13 protein-coding genes are annotated in these 15,021 nt (G+C 65.3%); 8 read left to right on the top strand and 5 right to left on the bottom strand.

Going from position 1 to position 15,021, the window contains the following annotated elements; genetic code table 11:
- Positions 1–443 precede the first annotated feature (443 nt).
- The 4 genes from ptsP (at position 444) to Q7T45_RS12250 (ending at position 6,171) form a co-directional block, all read left to right on the top strand.
- Positions 444–2,711 (top strand): phosphoenolpyruvate--protein phosphotransferase, encoded by a 2,268-nt coding sequence (ptsP, locus tag Q7T45_RS12265; RefSeq protein WP_304871059.1) that lies wholly within the window; start codon positions 444–446, stop codon positions 2,709–2,711.
- A gap of 49 nt (positions 2,712–2,760) precedes the next feature.
- Positions 2,761–3,846 (top strand): peptide chain release factor 1, encoded by a 1,086-nt coding sequence (gene prfA / locus Q7T45_RS12260; protein ID WP_304871057.1) that lies wholly within the window; start codon positions 2,761–2,763, stop codon positions 3,844–3,846.
- Between the two features lie 187 nt (positions 3,847–4,033).
- The gene (prmC, locus tag Q7T45_RS12255; protein ID WP_304871055.1) at positions 4,034–4,918 is read left to right on the top strand and encodes a peptide chain release factor N(5)-glutamine methyltransferase; all 885 of its coding nucleotides are present in this window, start codon (positions 4,034–4,036) and stop codon (positions 4,916–4,918) included.
- A gap of 503 nt (positions 4,919–5,421) precedes the next feature.
- Positions 5,422–6,171: a DUF4167 domain-containing protein gene (locus Q7T45_RS12250; protein WP_304871053.1), complete on the top strand. Its 750-nt coding sequence runs from the start codon at positions 5,422–5,424 to the stop codon at positions 6,169–6,171.
- A gap of 110 nt (positions 6,172–6,281) precedes the next feature.
- On the opposite strand, the gene Q7T45_RS12245 is transcribed toward Q7T45_RS12250, so the two are convergent.
- The gene (locus Q7T45_RS12245) at positions 6,282–7,049 is read right to left on the bottom strand and encodes a class I SAM-dependent methyltransferase (protein WP_304871061.1); all 768 of its coding nucleotides are present in this window, start codon (positions 7,047–7,049) and stop codon (positions 6,282–6,284) included.
- A gap of 153 nt (positions 7,050–7,202) precedes the next feature.
- On the opposite strand from Q7T45_RS12245, the gene gloB reads away from it, so the two are divergent.
- Positions 7,203–7,970, top strand: coding sequence for a hydroxyacylglutathione hydrolase (gene gloB / locus Q7T45_RS12240; protein ID WP_304871051.1), 768 nt, complete (start codon positions 7,203–7,205; stop codon positions 7,968–7,970).
- Complete coding sequence (locus Q7T45_RS12235; protein ID WP_304871049.1) at positions 7,970–8,428, top strand: cupin domain-containing protein; 459 nt, start codon at positions 7,970–7,972, stop codon at positions 8,426–8,428. The genes gloB and Q7T45_RS12235 overlap by 1 nt, the downstream gene beginning before the upstream one ends.
- A gap of 89 nt (positions 8,429–8,517) precedes the next feature.
- Here the strand turns inward: Q7T45_RS12235 and Q7T45_RS12230 are convergent, their stop codons facing one another.
- The 3 genes from Q7T45_RS12230 to Q7T45_RS12220 form a co-directional block, all read right to left on the bottom strand.
- Positions 8,518–9,399 carry a DMT family transporter gene (locus tag Q7T45_RS12230; RefSeq protein ID WP_304871047.1) on the bottom strand — a complete coding sequence of 294 codons (882 nt, stop codon included), beginning with the start codon at positions 9,397–9,399 and terminating at the stop codon, positions 8,518–8,520.
- Positions 9,400–9,535: 136 nt separating this feature from the next.
- Entirely contained in the window at positions 9,536–10,261 is a 726-nt protein-coding gene (gene phbB / locus Q7T45_RS12225) for an acetoacetyl-CoA reductase (RefSeq protein WP_304871045.1), read from the bottom strand.
- 178 nt (positions 10,262–10,439) lie between these two features.
- The gene (locus Q7T45_RS12220; RefSeq protein ID WP_304871043.1) at positions 10,440–11,618 is read right to left on the bottom strand and encodes an acetyl-CoA C-acetyltransferase; all 1,179 of its coding nucleotides are present in this window, start codon (positions 11,616–11,618) and stop codon (positions 10,440–10,442) included.
- Between the two features lie 329 nt (positions 11,619–11,947).
- Between Q7T45_RS12220 and phaR the strand changes: the two genes are divergently transcribed.
- Positions 11,948–12,544: a polyhydroxyalkanoate synthesis repressor PhaR gene (gene phaR / locus Q7T45_RS12215; RefSeq protein ID WP_304871041.1), complete on the top strand. Its 597-nt coding sequence runs from the start codon at positions 11,948–11,950 to the stop codon at positions 12,542–12,544.
- A gap of 106 nt (positions 12,545–12,650) precedes the next feature.
- Positions 12,651–13,682 carry a virulence RhuM family protein gene (locus Q7T45_RS12210; RefSeq protein WP_304871039.1) on the top strand — a complete coding sequence of 344 codons (1,032 nt, stop codon included), beginning with the start codon at positions 12,651–12,653 and terminating at the stop codon, positions 13,680–13,682.
- Positions 13,683–13,919: 237 nt separating this feature from the next.
- Here the strand turns inward: Q7T45_RS12210 and Q7T45_RS12205 are convergent.
- Positions 13,920–15,021: EAL domain-containing protein (locus tag Q7T45_RS12205; protein WP_304871037.1), on the bottom strand; the 1,102-nt coding region annotated here is incomplete at its 5' end.

The following is a 15,021-nucleotide window of genomic DNA, read 5'->3' as shown; positions in this document are numbered from 1 at the left end:
CGATCGGCCGCGAAAACCGGACTCTTCACGTCTCGCGCGCCACCTGAGTTCGCAAAAAAAGCCAGATTTCGGGCCCCATTCCCGCAGACCCGATTGTGCAAAGCTCTCGCAAGCGGGAGAGGCAAGGTGGCGCTCGCCGCACCACCGAAACCGGACGCGACCTCGGAGCATTTTAGAATGATTTTCCCTTAGCGGGCGCAGCATTGGGCTGACAGAGACGTTATCGCCTCTGGCAGGCGTTTTGCTTGGCAAAACAAGCCTCGATTCGCTATACGGCCGGATGGGTGGGCTGCGGCAAGCTGTGCCACAGTTTTAGCAACGCTGATTCGGCCGGTTGCGACCCTTGTGGCGGCGCCGATTGATTAAAATCGTTGTTTTCGTTGGATTTGACGCCAGCTGCCGGCCACCCCGGATGCTGGCTTAGCGGGGGGAGGTATCGGCACATGCGGAGCGCGTCGGGAGGCCCCCGCGTCTTGCTGAGACGGCTCCGCGAAACCATGGCGGAGCAGGTCTCCGCCCAGGAGCGCCTGGACAAGATCGTGGTGCTGATCGCGGCCAACATGGTGGCCGAGGTCTGCTCGACCTATGTGCTGCGCGTCGACAACACGCTGGAACTCTACGCCACCGAAGGCCTCAACCGCGACGCCGTCCACCGCACCGTGCTGCACTCGCATGAGGGCCTGGTCGGCCTCGTCGCCAGCGAGGCGAACCCGCTCAATCTGAGCGACGCGCAAACCCATCCGGCGTTCTCGTTCCGCCCGGAGACCGGCGAAGAAATCTATCACTCCTTCCTCGGCGTGCCGATCCTGCGCGCCGGCAATACGCTCGGCGTGCTGGTGGTGCAGAACCGCGCCAAGCGCACCTATGTCGAGGAAGAGGTCGAGGCGCTGCAGACCACCGCCATGGTGCTGGCGGAGATGATCGCGTCGGGCGAATTGTCGGCGCTGGCGCAGCCCGGCGCCGAGCCTGCGGCGCGTCACTCGGTGCACAAGACCGGCGCGGTACTGTCCGATGGCATCGCGCTCGGCCATGTCGTGCTGCACGAGCCGCGCGTCGTCATCACCAATTACATCGCCGAGGACCTGCCGAAGGAAATCAAGCGGCTCGATGCGGCACTGGCGAAATTGCGCGCCGACCTCGACCGCATGCTGGAGCGCGGCGACGTCGCCGAAGGCGGCGAGCACCGCGACGTGCTGGAAGCCTACCGCATGTTCGCCAACGACCACGGCTGGTCGCACAAGCTGCACGAGGCGGTCGCCACCGGCCTCACCGCCGAGGCCGCGGTCGAACGCGTGCAGTCCGATACTCGCGCGCGGATGCTGCGCTCCACCGATCCTTATCTGCGCGACCGCCTGCACGATCTCGAAGACCTCGGCCATCGCCTGATGCGGCAGCTGGTGGGACGCGACCACGCGCCGTCGCGGGAGCAATTGCCCGAAAACGCCATCCTGATTGCGCGTGCGATGGGCCCCGCCGCCCTGCTCGATTACGATCGCAAGCGCTTGCGCGGGCTGATCCTGGAGGAAGGCACCGCCAATTCCCACGTCTCGATCGTGGCGCGGGCGCTGGGGATTCCCGCGGTCGGCGAAATACCGAACGCGCCTGGCATTGCCGACCCGGGCGACGCCGTCATCGTCGACGGCACCTCCGGCTCGATCTACATCCGCCCCTCGGCCGAAATCGAATCGGCCTATGCGGAACGGGTGCGGTTTCGCGCCCGGCGGCAGGCGCAATATCTGGCGCTGCGCGACCTGCCCTGCGTCACCAAGGACGGCCAGCCGATCGAGCTCATGATCAATGCCGGCCTGATCATCGACCTGCCGCATATCGACGACACCGGCTCGGCCGGCATCGGGCTGTTCCGCACCGAACTGCAATTCATGGTCGGCCAGAGCCTGCCGCGAACCAGCGACCAGCTGGCGCTGTACCGCGCGGTGCTGGACGCCGCAGGTACGAAACCGGTGACGTTCCGCACCCTCGACATCGGCGGCGACAAGGCGCTGCCCTATATGGAAACCGTGGTCGAGGAGAACCCGGCGCTCGGCTGGCGCGCGATCCGGCTCGGCCTCGACCGTCCCGGGCTGCTGCGCGGCCAGATCCGCGCACTGCTGCGCGCCGGCGGCGGCCGCGCGCTGCGCATCATGTTTCCGATGATTTCCGAAGTCGCCGAATTCGACCTCGCCAAGGGCATAGTCGAGCGCGAGCTGACCTATCTGCGCCAGCACGGCCACGCGCTGCCGGAACGCATCGACGTCGGCACCATGGTGGAGGTGCCGGCGCTGCTCTACCAGCTCGACGAACTCCTGAAGAAGGTCGATTTCGTCTCGGTCGGCTCCAATGATCTGTTCCAGTTCCTGTTCGCGGTCGATCGCGGCAATGCCAAGGTCTCCGAACGCTTCGACACCATGTCGGCGCCGATCATGCGGGCGTTGCGCGAGATCGTCGTGAAGGCCAATGCGGCGAAGAAATCCGCTTCGCTGTGCGGCGAGATGGCCTCCAAACCGCTCGGCGCGCTGGCGCTGATCGCGCTGGGCTATCGCTCGCTGTCGCTATCGGCCACCGGACACGGCCCGGTCAAGGCGATGATCCTCGACCTCGACGCCAAAAAAGCCGAAGCCATGATGGCGCCGCTGCTCGAGGCGCCCTCCGGCAGCGTGTCGATCCGCGAGAGACTGACGGCCTTCGCCGAGGCCGAGGGGCTGTCGTTGTAGCGAGGCTCTGTCCCGCTTCAACGATTCCCTTTCCCTCCGAGACCTGACCATGTCGATACTCCCCGAAGCCAAACTCGATATCCTGCTGGCGCACCACGCCTCGCTGGAGTCGCAGCTGCTCAGCCAGATGAGCTCGGAAAATTACGTCAAGCTCACGCGCGAGCTTTCCGAACTCAATCCGCTGATCGAAGCCGTCAAGGCCTACCGCGCCGCCAATGCCGAGCTGGCGGGCATAGAAGTGCTGATCGCCGACCCCGCCACCGATTCCGAGATGCGCGGCATGGCCGAGGCCGAGCGCGAAACGCTTGTCGCGCGCAGCGCCGAGCTGGCGCAGCAGATCCGCGTCGCGCTGTTGCCGAAGGACGCCATGGATGAGCGCAACGTCGTGCTGGAAATCCGCGCCGGCACCGGCGGCGACGAGGCCGCGCTGTTCGCCGGCGACCTGTTCCGGATGTATGAGCGTTTTGCCGCCCTGCAGGGCTGGAAGGTCGAGGCGATCTCCGCCAGCGAAGGCACCATGGGCGGCTACAAGGAGATCATCGCTGAAATCCAGGGCCGCGGCGCCTTTGCCAAACTGAAATTCGAATCCGGCGTGCACCGGGTGCAGCGCGTGCCCGACACCGAGACGCAGGGCCGCATTCACACCTCGGCGGCGACGGTGGCGGTGCTGCCCGAGGTCGAGGAGGTCGACGTCGAGATCAAGAACGACGATCTGCGGATCGACACCATGCGCGCGCAGGGCGCCGGCGGCCAGCACGTCAACAAGACCGAATCGGCGATCCGCATCACCCACATTCCGACCGGCATCGTGGTGATGATGCAGGACAGCCGCTCGCAGCACAAGAATCGCGCCTCGGCGATGAACATCCTGCGCTCGCGCATCTACGACGCCGAGCAGCAGCGCATCAACGCCACCCGCGCCGCCGACCGCCGCGAGAAAGTCGGCTCCGGCGACCGCTCCGAGCGGATCCGGACCTATAATTTCCCGCAGGGCCGCGTCACCGATCACCGCATCAACCTCACGCTCTACAAGCTGCCGCAGGTCATCGCCGGCGAAGCGCTCGGCGAGTTGGTGGACGCGCTGACCACCGAGCATCAGGCCGCGCAGCTCGCCGCCCAGGGCGCTGCGGCGTGAGCATGTTGTCGTCACGATTTTTCCCGAGACGCCACAACAATCTCGCTGTCGTCCCTGCGAACGCAGGGACCCATACTCCGCGGCCTATCTTGTGTCAGAAGGACTCTAAAGCCAGCATTCTCACCGATAGTACACGGCGTATGGGTCCCTGCGTTCGCAGGGACGACGGGTGGATGGATTTGGGCAAGTGACCGAAGCCTTCGCCGGACAAACCGTCGATGCCGCGCGGCGCGCGCTCACCGCGCGCTTCAAATCCAGCGCAATCGATTCCGCCGAACTCGACGCGCGAATTCTGGTCGGCGCCGTGCTCGGCCTCGACCTCACCGGCCTGATCTCGGCCGCCGGCCGGCAGCTCAGCGCGGACGAATCGATTCGGCTGGAGGAGTTCGCGCGCCGCCGCCTCGGCGGCGAGCCAGTGGCGCGCATTGTCGGGACCCGGGAATTCTGGGGATTGCCGCTGACATTGTCGGCTGCAACCCTGGTGCCGCGGCCCGATACCGAGACCGTGGTCGAACTGGCGCTGGAAATGCTGCGCGCATTCCCTGCTCAAGGTCGTCCGTTGCGGATCGCCGACCTCGGCACCGGCTCCGGCGCGATCCTGCTGGCGCTGCTGTCGGAATTGCCGCGCGCGGTTGGGATCGGCACCGACATCAGCGAGAAAGCGTTACAAACGGCCCACAGCAATGCTGTCGATCTTGGCCTCGCCGATCGCGCTACCTTCATCGCCTGCGACTATGCCGCTGGCTTGTCGGGCGCTTTCGATCTCATGGTCTCGAACCCGCCCTACATCCGCTCGGCCGATATCGCCGGGCTCGCCGCCGAGGTGCGGAATTTCGACCCGCTTGCCGCGCTCGACGGCGGCCGTGACGGACTTGACGCCTATCGCGCGCTGATCCCGCAGGCGGCGCGGCTGCTGGCGCCGCAGGGCGCCCTCGTGGTGGAGGTCGGTGAGGGCCAGCACGACGATGTCGGCGAGTTGATGACGGCGGCCGGGCTGGCGCCGGAGGGGCCTGCCAGGGCCGATCTGGCGGGCATCCGGCGGGCGGTCGCCGGCCGCAAAAAGCCGTCATAAAGCCTGATTGAAAGGCAAAAAAACCACTTGGAATATTCCCCGTTAGCGACTACGTTCCGGCCACAACGTCGGTCCAGGGTTGCTGGCCCCGTAGGTACCCCGAGGGGATATCGCGGGCGGAGGCCAGAGTTCTCAAAGCGAGAGCCCGCCCCGAGTGAAAGGTTCCAAAACGCAGGTCCAATCGAGCGCGATGGCTGAAAGAGCTGCGCTGCTTCCGACCGCAAAGCGAACGAAAGCCTGATCATTGCGCTTTAGAGACTCTCGCGAGAAAGCTGTGCTTGTTTTGGCAGGCGGACTGATTTGAAGCAGCCGGCGGAGTAGGCTGGGCTGGTGGGGAACGCGTCTTTGTTGACTGCGACGTACGGCAAAATCTTTGTGGAACGCAACTGCATGGCGATTCGGTGCGCATGACGCGCGCCGGGCCTGTGCTGTGACGGCGACATCACAATCCAGGGTTAAGTGAATCAAGACTGGTAACTTCAGGGCTGGAATAAAGGCGAGACATGAGAAACGGTCAGAACCAAAACAAGCGGATGCGTAACCGGAACCAAAGCAATCAGAACCGGAACGACAGCAACCGGCGCGGTCAGAATCCGATGACCCGGGTGTTCGAGTCGAACGGGCCGGACATCAAGATCCGCGGCACCGCATCCCACGTCGCTGAAAAATACGTGCAGCTGGCGCGCGACGCGCGCTCTTCCGGCGATCCGGTGGCCGCCGAGAATTACTATCAGCACGCCGAACATTATTTCCGCCTGATCGCCGCCGCCCAGGAGCAGTTCCGGCAGAACCAGCCGCAGCCGCGCACCGAAAACGAAATGCCATCGGAGGATGGCGACGACGAGAGCGAGAGCTTTTCGAATTTCGGCCAGGAGCCCGGCTTCGTGCCGGCGCAGCCGCAGCCCTTCGTGCCGCGCGACAATCCGCCGCCGCGTGACCACCAGCGCGAGGGTCAGCCCTACCAGCCGCGCGAGCAGCGCGACCATCAGCCCCGCGAACACAACCCCCATCGCGAGCATCGGCCGCAGCCGCAATTCCAGCCGCCCCAGCCGCAGCCGGTCATTGCCGACGTCAACGTCGATCGCCTGCCGTCGTTCATCACCGGACCGCAGCCGCAAATCAGCAACCCGCCGGCCGCCTTCGAAGGCGGTGAGCGCTTCCCGCGCCGCCGCCGCCGGCCCCACGGCCCGCGCCCCGAAGGCGCCGCCGCACCGGCCGTGCCCGGCGACGATTTCAATCCGGGGAATGAGTAAGACGACATTCTCTCAACGCGTCGTCCCGGCGAACGCCGGGACCCATACCGCGTGATCTGTCGATTCAGGGAAGCCGTTTGACGACTTGTCGTAACCATGAGCCCCTGTGGTTATGGGTCCCGGCGTTCGCCGGGACGACACGCTGCGATACTCTGCACGGACGATGACGGCACCAGCACCGGTTCCAGCGCCGGAATCAGCCGCGTGCGTTCCCGGTGCGCCGGGATCGCACGATAGACCTGCTTGGTCGCTTCCACGATATGCACGCCGGCGAACGGCAGCGACAGCGCGGCGCCGACCCGCTCCCAGGCCATCGCGGAGCGCAGGAACCAGCCGCCGGCGACCGGCGGCATGAACAGCGCCTCGCCCCAGGAGGCCGGCGTGAACCAGGTCTGCCGCAGCAATTGCGTGATCTGCGAACGCGAATAGGGCCGGCCGTGACCGAACGGCGTGTTGTCGGTGCGGGTCCACACCCCGCGCCGGTTCGGAATAACCGCCATCATCCGCCCGGAGGGCGCCAGCACCCGCCACACCTCGCGCAGCAGCCCTTCGGGATCGTCGGACATTTCCAAGGCATGGACCAGAAGGATGCGGTCGACCGCGGCATCCGGCAACGGCAGCGAGAATTCGTCGACCAGGGTGGCCAGCGTCGGCCGCGCCGTCGGCCATTTCAGCACGCCCTGCGCCGCCGGCATGAAGGCGATGCAGCGCTCGGAGTCCTCGCGGAACAGGCCGAGATAGGGCGTGGGATAGCCGAGGCCGAGCACGCGCTGGCCCTGCGCGTCCGGCCAGCGGGCATGAATGCCGCGATTGATCAGCCGCCGCGCCACGATGCCGAGGCGCTGCGAATAGAAATTTCTGAGATCGATGACGTCGATGGTCATGCCCCCAATCTAACACGGCGCAGGTCCCTGCGGCGCGCAGAATATGGCCATTGCCTGCGCAGCCTTAACGCCATATTTCATGCCTGTATGCGGCGCGGCCGGAGCCCTCGTTTCACCGGACGCGCCTCACTTGATCACGGAGATATCATGGCTGCCGAAATTCGCCTGTTCACCTGCCTCACCGACAATTTCGGCTATCTGATCCACGACCCCGCGACCAAAGCCACCGCCTCGATCGATGCGCCGGAGGCTGCTCCCATCATCCAGGCGCTGGAGCGCGAGGGCTGGACGCTGACGGATATCCTGATCACCCACCATCATGGCGACCATGTCGGCGGCGTCGCCGAGTTGAAGCAGAAATACAATTGCCGCGTGGTCGGCCCGCACGACAAGTCCGCCAAAATCGCCAATGTCGATCTGCGTGCCGGCCAGGGCGACGTGGTGAAGGTGGGAAGCCTGCTGGCGCGGGTGCTGGAAACGCCGGGCCATACGCTCGATCACATCAGCTATGTGTTCGACAGCGAGAAGGCGCTGTTCGCCGCCGACACGCTGTTCTCGATCGGCTGCGGACGGGTGTTCGAAGGCGACTACCCGATGATGTGGGACTCGCTGCTGAAGCTGCGCGTGCTGCCCGACGATTTCAAACTCTATTGCGGCCATGAATACACCGCCGCGAACGTCAAATTCGCGCTCACGGTCGAGCCCGACAACGCCGCCCTGAAGGCGCGCGCCGAGGAAGTGACGCGGCTGCGCGCCGCCAACAAGCCGACGGTTCCGACGCTGCTGGGCGACGAGAAGAAGGCCAACGTGTTCCTGCGCGCCGACGAGCCGTCGGTCGCGGCCAGCTTGCGGATGAAGGGCGCCGATGCGGCCGCCGTGTTCGGCGAGCTGCGCGAGCGCAAGAACAAGTCCTGATGGCTGCGCACCCTTCCGCCGCCGAGATCATCGCACGGCTCGAACTGAAGCCGCATCCGGAAGGCGGGCATTATCGCGAGACGTTTCGCGATTCCCGCGTCGATGCCGGCGGACGCTCCCTATCGACCGCGATCTATTTCCTGCTGGCGCGCGGCGAGCGTTCGCACTGGCATCGCATCGACGCGGTGGAGATGTGGCATTACTACGCGGGAGACGCACTGACCTTGCGCATAGCCGACGACGACGGTCAGCACAGCGTCACACTCGGCCCCGACCTCGCCGCCGGCGAAGTACCGCAAGCGACCGTGCCGCCGCAGGCGTGGCAGGCCGCGGAAAGTTGCGGCGACTGGACGCTGGTCGGATGCACCGTGGCGCCGGGCTTTGATTTTGCGAAGTTCGAAATGGCGCCGAAGGGCTGGGAGCCGGCGCCGTCACCGCAAACACCGCCGTCATCCTGAGGTGCGCGCCCTCTTGGGCGCGCCTCGAAGGATACGAAGAAGAGCGCAAACGGCCCATCCTTCGAGGCCGTCGCAAGAGCGGCGGCACCTCAGGATGACGGCGTGAGTCGCTTCCGGAACATGTCCCTCGCCGCGATCAGGCCGCCGCCCGCGATCAGCACCGCGGCGATCGCGATGTTCGCGCTCGGTTTGGCAAACCCCGCCAGAATCAAAAACGCGGTCGAGAGCAGCGGCGTCGCGTAGGATGCTGCCCCCAGCACGCGGATGTCGCCGCGCTTCATGCCGACGTCCCAGGCAAAGAACGCGGCCCCCACCGGGCCGACGCCGAGTGCTGCGATCGCGAGCCACTGCGCCGCGGCGTCCGGCCACACCGTGGTTTCGACCGCGCCGTGCACGAGCGCGGCAAGCAGCGCCGTCGCGAGACAAAAGCCCGCGACCGCATCGGTCGGCACCGCCTTGAGCTTGCGCGACATCACCGAATAGGCCGCCCACACGAAGGCCGCCACGAACGCCGCGAGCAGGCCGGGCAACTGGCCCGCCTCGAAGCTGGCGCCGCTGCCGGTGAACAGCAGCACGGTGCCGGCCAATCCGAGCAAGGCGCCGACGATGTGGTGCGACAGCAGCCGCTCGCCGGGCAGCAGCGACGAGAACAGCACGATCAACAGCGGCCAGAGATAATTCAGCAGCCCCGCCTCGGCGGGCGGTGCGAAGCGCAGCGCCAGGAAATACAGCGCGTGATAGCCGAACAGGCCGCCGACCCCGACGATCCAGGCCGTCAACGGCTGCTTCAAGGCGCCGAACGCAGCGGGGCGAAAGATGAAGCTGGCGAATGCGACCACAGCCCCGATCGCGAACGTCATCGCCGCCAGCTGAAACGCCGGGATTTTTCCGGTCGCGACCGTCAGCACCGACAGCAGCGACCACATCAGGATCGCGGTCAGTCCGATCAGGGTGGCGGTGCGGGAGGTCATTGAGGCCGTCATTGCGAGCGAAGCGAAGCAATCCATCTATCATACGTGACGGCGCATGGATTGCTTCGTCGCATCCGCCTTCGCCCGAAGGCGGGCTTCGACGGACAAGAGTGCTCCTCGCAATGACGAAAGGAAGTCACACCATATATTGCCCGCCGTTGATCGACATCGTCGAGCCGGTGATGCCGCCGGCCTCGTCGGCGGCGAGGAACACCACGGCGCGGGCGATTTCCTCGGGTTCGCCGAGGCGGCCGGTCGGGATCAGCGGCAGGATGTTTTTCTCCAGCACCTCCTTCGGCACCGCCTGCACCATTTCGGTGTTGATGTAGCCCGGGCAGATCGCGTTCACGGTGATGCCGCCCTTGGCGTTCTCCAGCGCCAGGGCCTTGGTGAAGCCGATGTCGCCGGCCTTGGCGGCGGAATAATTGACCTGGCCGAACTGGCCCTTCTGGCCATTGATCGAGGAGATGTTGATGACGCGGCCGAATTTTCGGGCGCGCATGCCCTCGATCACCTGACGGGTCATGTTGAACAGCGAGCCGAGATTGGTGTTGATGACCGCATTCCACTGCTCGAGCGTCATCTTGTGGAACGCGCCGTCCTTGGTGATCCCGGCATTGTTGACCAGCACGTCGACCGGGCCGAGATCGGCCTCGACCTGCTTGACCCCGGCGGCACAGGCCTCGAACGAACTGACATCCCATTTGTAGACGGGAATGCCGGTATCGGCCTTGAATTTTTCCGCGGCCGCATCATTGCCGGCGTAGCTGGCAGCGACCTTGTAGCCGGCGGCCTTCAGCGCCTTGCTGATCGCAGCGCCGATACCCCGCGTTCCCCCCGTCACCAACGCAACACGTGCCATGTCGAATCCTTCCCTTGGTGTTTTTCAGCTACAGTTTTTTGTAGCTTCGAATTAAGCGGGCCGTTTGACGAACATCAAGAACAAAACGCCCGGCACGAGGCCGGGCGTTTGTTATCATCTGTGTCTTGCGCAGTTGCGAGATGATCTTTTCATCATTCACGCATCCGCTGCCGTTTGTTTAGTCGCGTGCAATGCACATCGCGATGCCCATGCCGCCGCCGATGCACAAAGTGGCGAGGCCCTTCTTGGCGTCGCGCTTTGCCATCTCGTGCAGCAGCGTCACCAGCACCCGCGCGCCGGAAGCGCCGACCGGATGGCCGATCGCGATGGCGCCGCCATTGACGTTGACCTTGGATGTATCCCAGCCGAGGTCCTTGTTGACCGCGCAGGCCTGCGCCGCGAAGGCCTCGTTGGCCTCGATCAGGTCGAGGTCGGCGATGTTCCAGCCGGCCTTCTTCAGCGCGGCGCGTGACGCCGGGATCGGCCCGGTGCCCATGATCTTGGGATCGACGCCGGCCTGGCCCCACGACACGATGCGGCCGAGCACCTTGCGGCCTTCCTTGGCGGCCTGCTTCGCCGTCATCAGCACCACCGCGGCGGCGCCGTCATTGATGCCCGACGCGCTGCCGGCGGTGACGGTGCCGTCCTTTTCGAACGCCGGCCTGAGCTTGGTCATCGATTCGAGGGTCGCGCCGTGACGCGGATATTCGTCGTCGCTGACGATGATGTCGCCCTTGCGGGACTTCACGGTGACCGGAACGATCTCGTCCTTGAACTTGCCGGCCTTCTGCGCGGCCTCCGCCTTGTTCTGCGAGGCGACGGCGAATTCGTCCTGCTGGCTGCGGGTGATCTGGTACTGCCGGGCGACGTTTTCGGCGGTGTTGCCCATGTGGTAGCCGTTGAAGGCGTCCCACAACCCGTCCTTGATCATGGTGTCGACGAATTCGATCGGGCCCATCTTGGTGCCGCCGCGCAGATACTGCGCGTGAGGGGCCATGCTCATGGATTCCTGGCCGCCGGCGACGACGATTTCGGAATCGCCGTTGAGCAGCGCCTGGTATCCCAGCGCCACGGTGCGCAGGCCGCTGCCGCAGAGCTGATTGACGCCCCAGGCCGGGCTTTCCACCGGAATGCCGGCGGCGATCGAGGCCTGGCGGGCCGGGTTCTGGCCCTGCGCCGCGGTCAGGATCTGACCCATGATCACCTCGGAGACACGGCCGGGCTCGATACCGGCGCGCTCAAGGGCGGCCTTGATGGCGATGGCGCCGAGGTCGTGGGCCGGCATGGTGGCGAAAGCACCGTTGAAGCTGCCGACCGGGGTGCGGGCGGCGCTGACGATGACGACATCGTCTGACATGGACATCTCCTGAGGTTGAGCTTTTGGGGCTTGAGGGCGCTTGGCTGGTGGACGCCGAATGGCAGGCCAGTCTCCTACCTCATCCTGTTAACGGAGTTGAGGCATGTCAATCGTCCCCAGGGCAAAATCACGCCGCGCCGCACTCAAAATGACGCCCTTGGCAGTTTCCGGAGCAGTCTCCATGCCTTGTGAGTGCCCTGGAATTAACCGTGCCGCACAAAACGGTAGCCGAACCGCATTGAAAATGCTTACTTTGCTGCGATGCGTTGCTCGTCTGCCCTTCGGCGATGCCGTCGGGTTCCCCGTCCTCGGTGTGCATTGTGTGAGCCATGGCGAAAACAGACCAACCCACCACCATCAAGAAATACGCCAACCGGAGGCTCTATAATACCGGCACCAGCACCTACGTGACGCTCGAGGATCTCGCGGCGATGGTGAAGGACGGCGAGGATTTCCTCGTCTACGACGCCAAAACCGGCGACGACATTACCCGCTCGGTGCTGGCCCAGATCATTTTCGAACAGGAAAACAAGGCCGGCCAGAACCTGCTGCCGACCACCTTCCTGCGCCAGCTGATCCGGTTCTACGGCGACAGCATGCAGATGGTGGTGCCGAAATATCTCGAACAGTCGATCGACACGCTGACCCGCGAGCAGGAAAAGTTCCGCAAGCAGCTGACCAACACGTTCTCGGGAACGCCGTTCGCGCCGCTGGAAGAACACGTCCGCCGCAACATGGAAATGTTTCAGCAGACCTTCTCGATGTTCAAGCCGTTCGTGCCGCCGCGCGCGGGTGCCGCCGCCGAGCCGGAGAAGATGCCGGAGCCGGTCGTGGAAGAGGCCAACATCGACGACCTGCGCCGTCAGATGAAAGACATGCAGGACCGCCTCGAGCGGATGTCGAAAGAGCCGAAGAAGGAAGAGTAGTTTTCTCGTCTCTGCGAATGGCCGCGCTCCGCGATGCGCTTCCCCCCAAACTCATCTCCGGTGAGCTGCGGGTGAAGGCGGCAGAAAAAATGGTCGAGGCCGTTGCATGAGCGATGCCCCGTCCCGCGGCGAGTTGATCCTCTACCGCACCGAGGATGGGCGGGAGGCGATTCGGCTGCGGGTGGTGGATGGCACCGTCTGGCTGACCCAGGCCGAAATCGCCGCGCTGTTCGACACCACCAAGCAGAACGTCAGCCTGCATCTGAAAAATGTCTTTAAGACCAGCGAATTGTTGCGGGATTCAGTTGTCAAGGAATCCTTGACAACTGCCGCCGACGGCAAGGCCTATCCGACCTCGCTCTACAACCTCGACGCCATTCTGGCCGTCGGCTACCGCGTCCGTGGCCCGCGCGGCAGCCAGTTCCGCCGCTGGGCGACCACGGTGCTGCGCGAGTTCCTGATCAAGGGCTTCGTGCTCGACGACGGCAGGCTCAAGGAACCCGGCGGTTTCGACTATTTCGACGAATTGCTGGCCCGCATCCGCGACATCCGGGCATCGGAGAAGCGCTTCTACCAGAAGGTCCGCGACCTCTTCAAAGCCAGCAGCGTCGACTATGACGGCACCGCCGAGACCGCCAAGGCGTTCTTCGCCACCATCCAGAACAAGCTGGTATTCGCCGTCACCGGCCACACCGCCGCCGAACTGATCGTGGCGCGTGCCGACCCCGCCAGGCCCAACATGGCGCTGACCGCCTGGGCCGGCGAGCGGGTGCGCAAGACCGACGTCACGGTGTCGAAGAATTATCTCGACGCCCGGGAAATCGAATCCCTCAACCGGCTCACCACCATGTTCCTCGACTTCGCCGAGGAGCGCGCCTCGCGCCGGCAGGAAATCCGGATGGCCGAATGGATCGCGCAGACCGACCGCTTTCTCGCCTTCAACGAACGCGACGTGCTGCAGGGCAAGGGGCGAATGGCACACGAACGGATGACCGAGATCGTCCATTCGCGGTTCGAGGCCTTCGATGCCCGCCGCCGCGCCGCCGAGGCTGTCGAGGCCGAGCAGGAAGCCGACGGGGACCTGGCCCAGCTCGAAGCCGAGGCGCGCCGGCTAACCGACCGGAAGCCGGAGCCATGAGAGACTTCACCGAATCCGTCGTCGACGAGGCCGCACTCGATTGGCTAGCGGCGCTGGGATACGCCGGGCGGCGCGGGCCGGAGCCGGTCAGGAAGATTGCGTTCCCCGGACGCTGCGCAGCGCGAAGCGGTGCGCTGCAGAGCCGGGGTCCACGTTAGAACTGATTCCTTATCGAGATGGGTCCCGGCTCTGCGGTGCACCGCAAGGGCGCTGCACCGCGTCCGGGACACGGATGCTTCAGCTCGCCGCCGGCAACACCGTCTCGGCCGGCGCGCCCCAGGGCCGCTGCGACGAGGCCAGCCCGATCAGACGTCCCTGAATGTAGTCGCAGCCCCATTCGCGCAGCATCACGGCGGATTCCTCGTCCTGGACCCATTCCGCGACGGTCTTGATCTGCAGCCGGCGCGCCAGATCGATCAGCGTCTGCACGAAGGCGCGGTCGTCGGCCGAGCGGGCAATGTTCTGCACGAAGGCGCCGTCGATTTTCACGATGTCGACGCCGAGCTTGCGCAAGTTCCGGAACGAGGTGTAGCCGGCGCCGAAATCGTCGATCGCGATCTTGCTGCCGTAGTTCTTCAGCCGGGTGACGAAGCCGCGGACGTCGTCGATATCCTGGATCGCGACGGTTTCGGTGATCTCCACGATCAGCCGCTCGGCGACGCCGGGATGGGCGCGCATCAGCGATTCGATCGAGGCCCACCAGTCCGGATCCATCGTGGTATCGGGCGAGATGTTGAGGCTGAGCTTGATGTCGGGCTGCTCCGCGAGTTCGGCCACCACCAGTTCGAGCACGCGGTGGTCGACCAGCCGGATCAGGCCGAGCTTTTCCGCAACGGGAACGATATCCGGCGCCAGCAGAACCTGGCCGTCGTCCTGCTCCATCCGGACCAGGCATTCGTAGAACGCGGCATCGCGCGAACGCGCCTCGACCACCGGCTCGAACGCCATCACGATGCGGCGCTCGTTCAGCGCGGTGACGATCTCGTCGGTGACGCGGATATTGACGCGGCGCTGGGCGTCGCGCTCGACATTCGGGCGCCACACCGAAAACGACCCGGCGCGGCGGCGCTTGGCGCTGTCGAGAGTTTCATGGGCGCGGTTGATCGCCTCGTCGGCGTTGCGCGCGTGGCGCGGCATGCTGACCGCGCCGATCGACGCGGTGATCGAGACCGGGCCGGATTTGGTCGGCACCACCTCGTTGCGAATGCCGGCCAGGAACCGCTCGGCCGCGACATTCATGTCGTCGACGGTGCAGTTCTTCAGGATCAACCCGAACTTGTTGCCGGAGAACCGGCCGAGCACGTCGCCGCCGCGCAGCCGTGCGCGAAGACGTCTGGCC

The organism is Bradyrhizobium sp. (genome assembly GCF_030646015.1).
Lineage (GTDB): Bacteria > Pseudomonadota > Alphaproteobacteria > Rhizobiales > Xanthobacteraceae > Bradyrhizobium.
The sequence above is the reverse complement of the archived record's forward strand: the minus strand, read 5'-3'. Positions and strand labels throughout refer to the sequence as shown.

Bases quoted from the DNA above. Each gene is read 5' to 3' on its own strand.
- ptsP (WP_304871059.1), top strand. From the start codon at position 444: ATGCGGAGCGCGTCGGGAGGCCCCCGCGTCTTGCTGAGACGGCTCCGC.
- prfA (WP_304871057.1), top strand. From the start codon at position 2,761: ATGTCGATACTCCCCGAAGCCAAACTCGATATCCTGCTGGCGCACCAC.
- Q7T45_RS12250 (WP_304871053.1), top strand. From the start codon at position 5,422: ATGAGAAACGGTCAGAACCAAAACAAGCGGATGCGTAACCGGAACCAA.
- gloB (WP_304871051.1), top strand. From the start codon at position 7,203: ATGGCTGCCGAAATTCGCCTGTTCACCTGCCTCACCGACAATTTCGGC.
- Q7T45_RS12235 (WP_304871049.1), top strand. From the start codon at position 7,970: ATGGCTGCGCACCCTTCCGCCGCCGAGATCATCGCACGGCTCGAACTG.
- Q7T45_RS12230 (WP_304871047.1), bottom strand. From the start codon at position 9,399: ATGACCTCCCGCACCGCCACCCTGATCGGACTGACCGCGATCCTGATG.
- phbB (WP_304871045.1), bottom strand. From the start codon at position 10,261: ATGGCACGTGTTGCGTTGGTGACGGGGGGAACGCGGGGTATCGGCGCT.
- Q7T45_RS12220 (WP_304871043.1), bottom strand. From the start codon at position 11,618: ATGTCAGACGATGTCGTCATCGTCAGCGCCGCCCGCACCCCGGTCGGC.
- phaR (WP_304871041.1), top strand. From the start codon at position 11,948: ATGGCGAAAACAGACCAACCCACCACCATCAAGAAATACGCCAACCGG.
- Q7T45_RS12210 (WP_304871039.1), top strand. From the start codon at position 12,651: ATGAGCGATGCCCCGTCCCGCGGCGAGTTGATCCTCTACCGCACCGAG.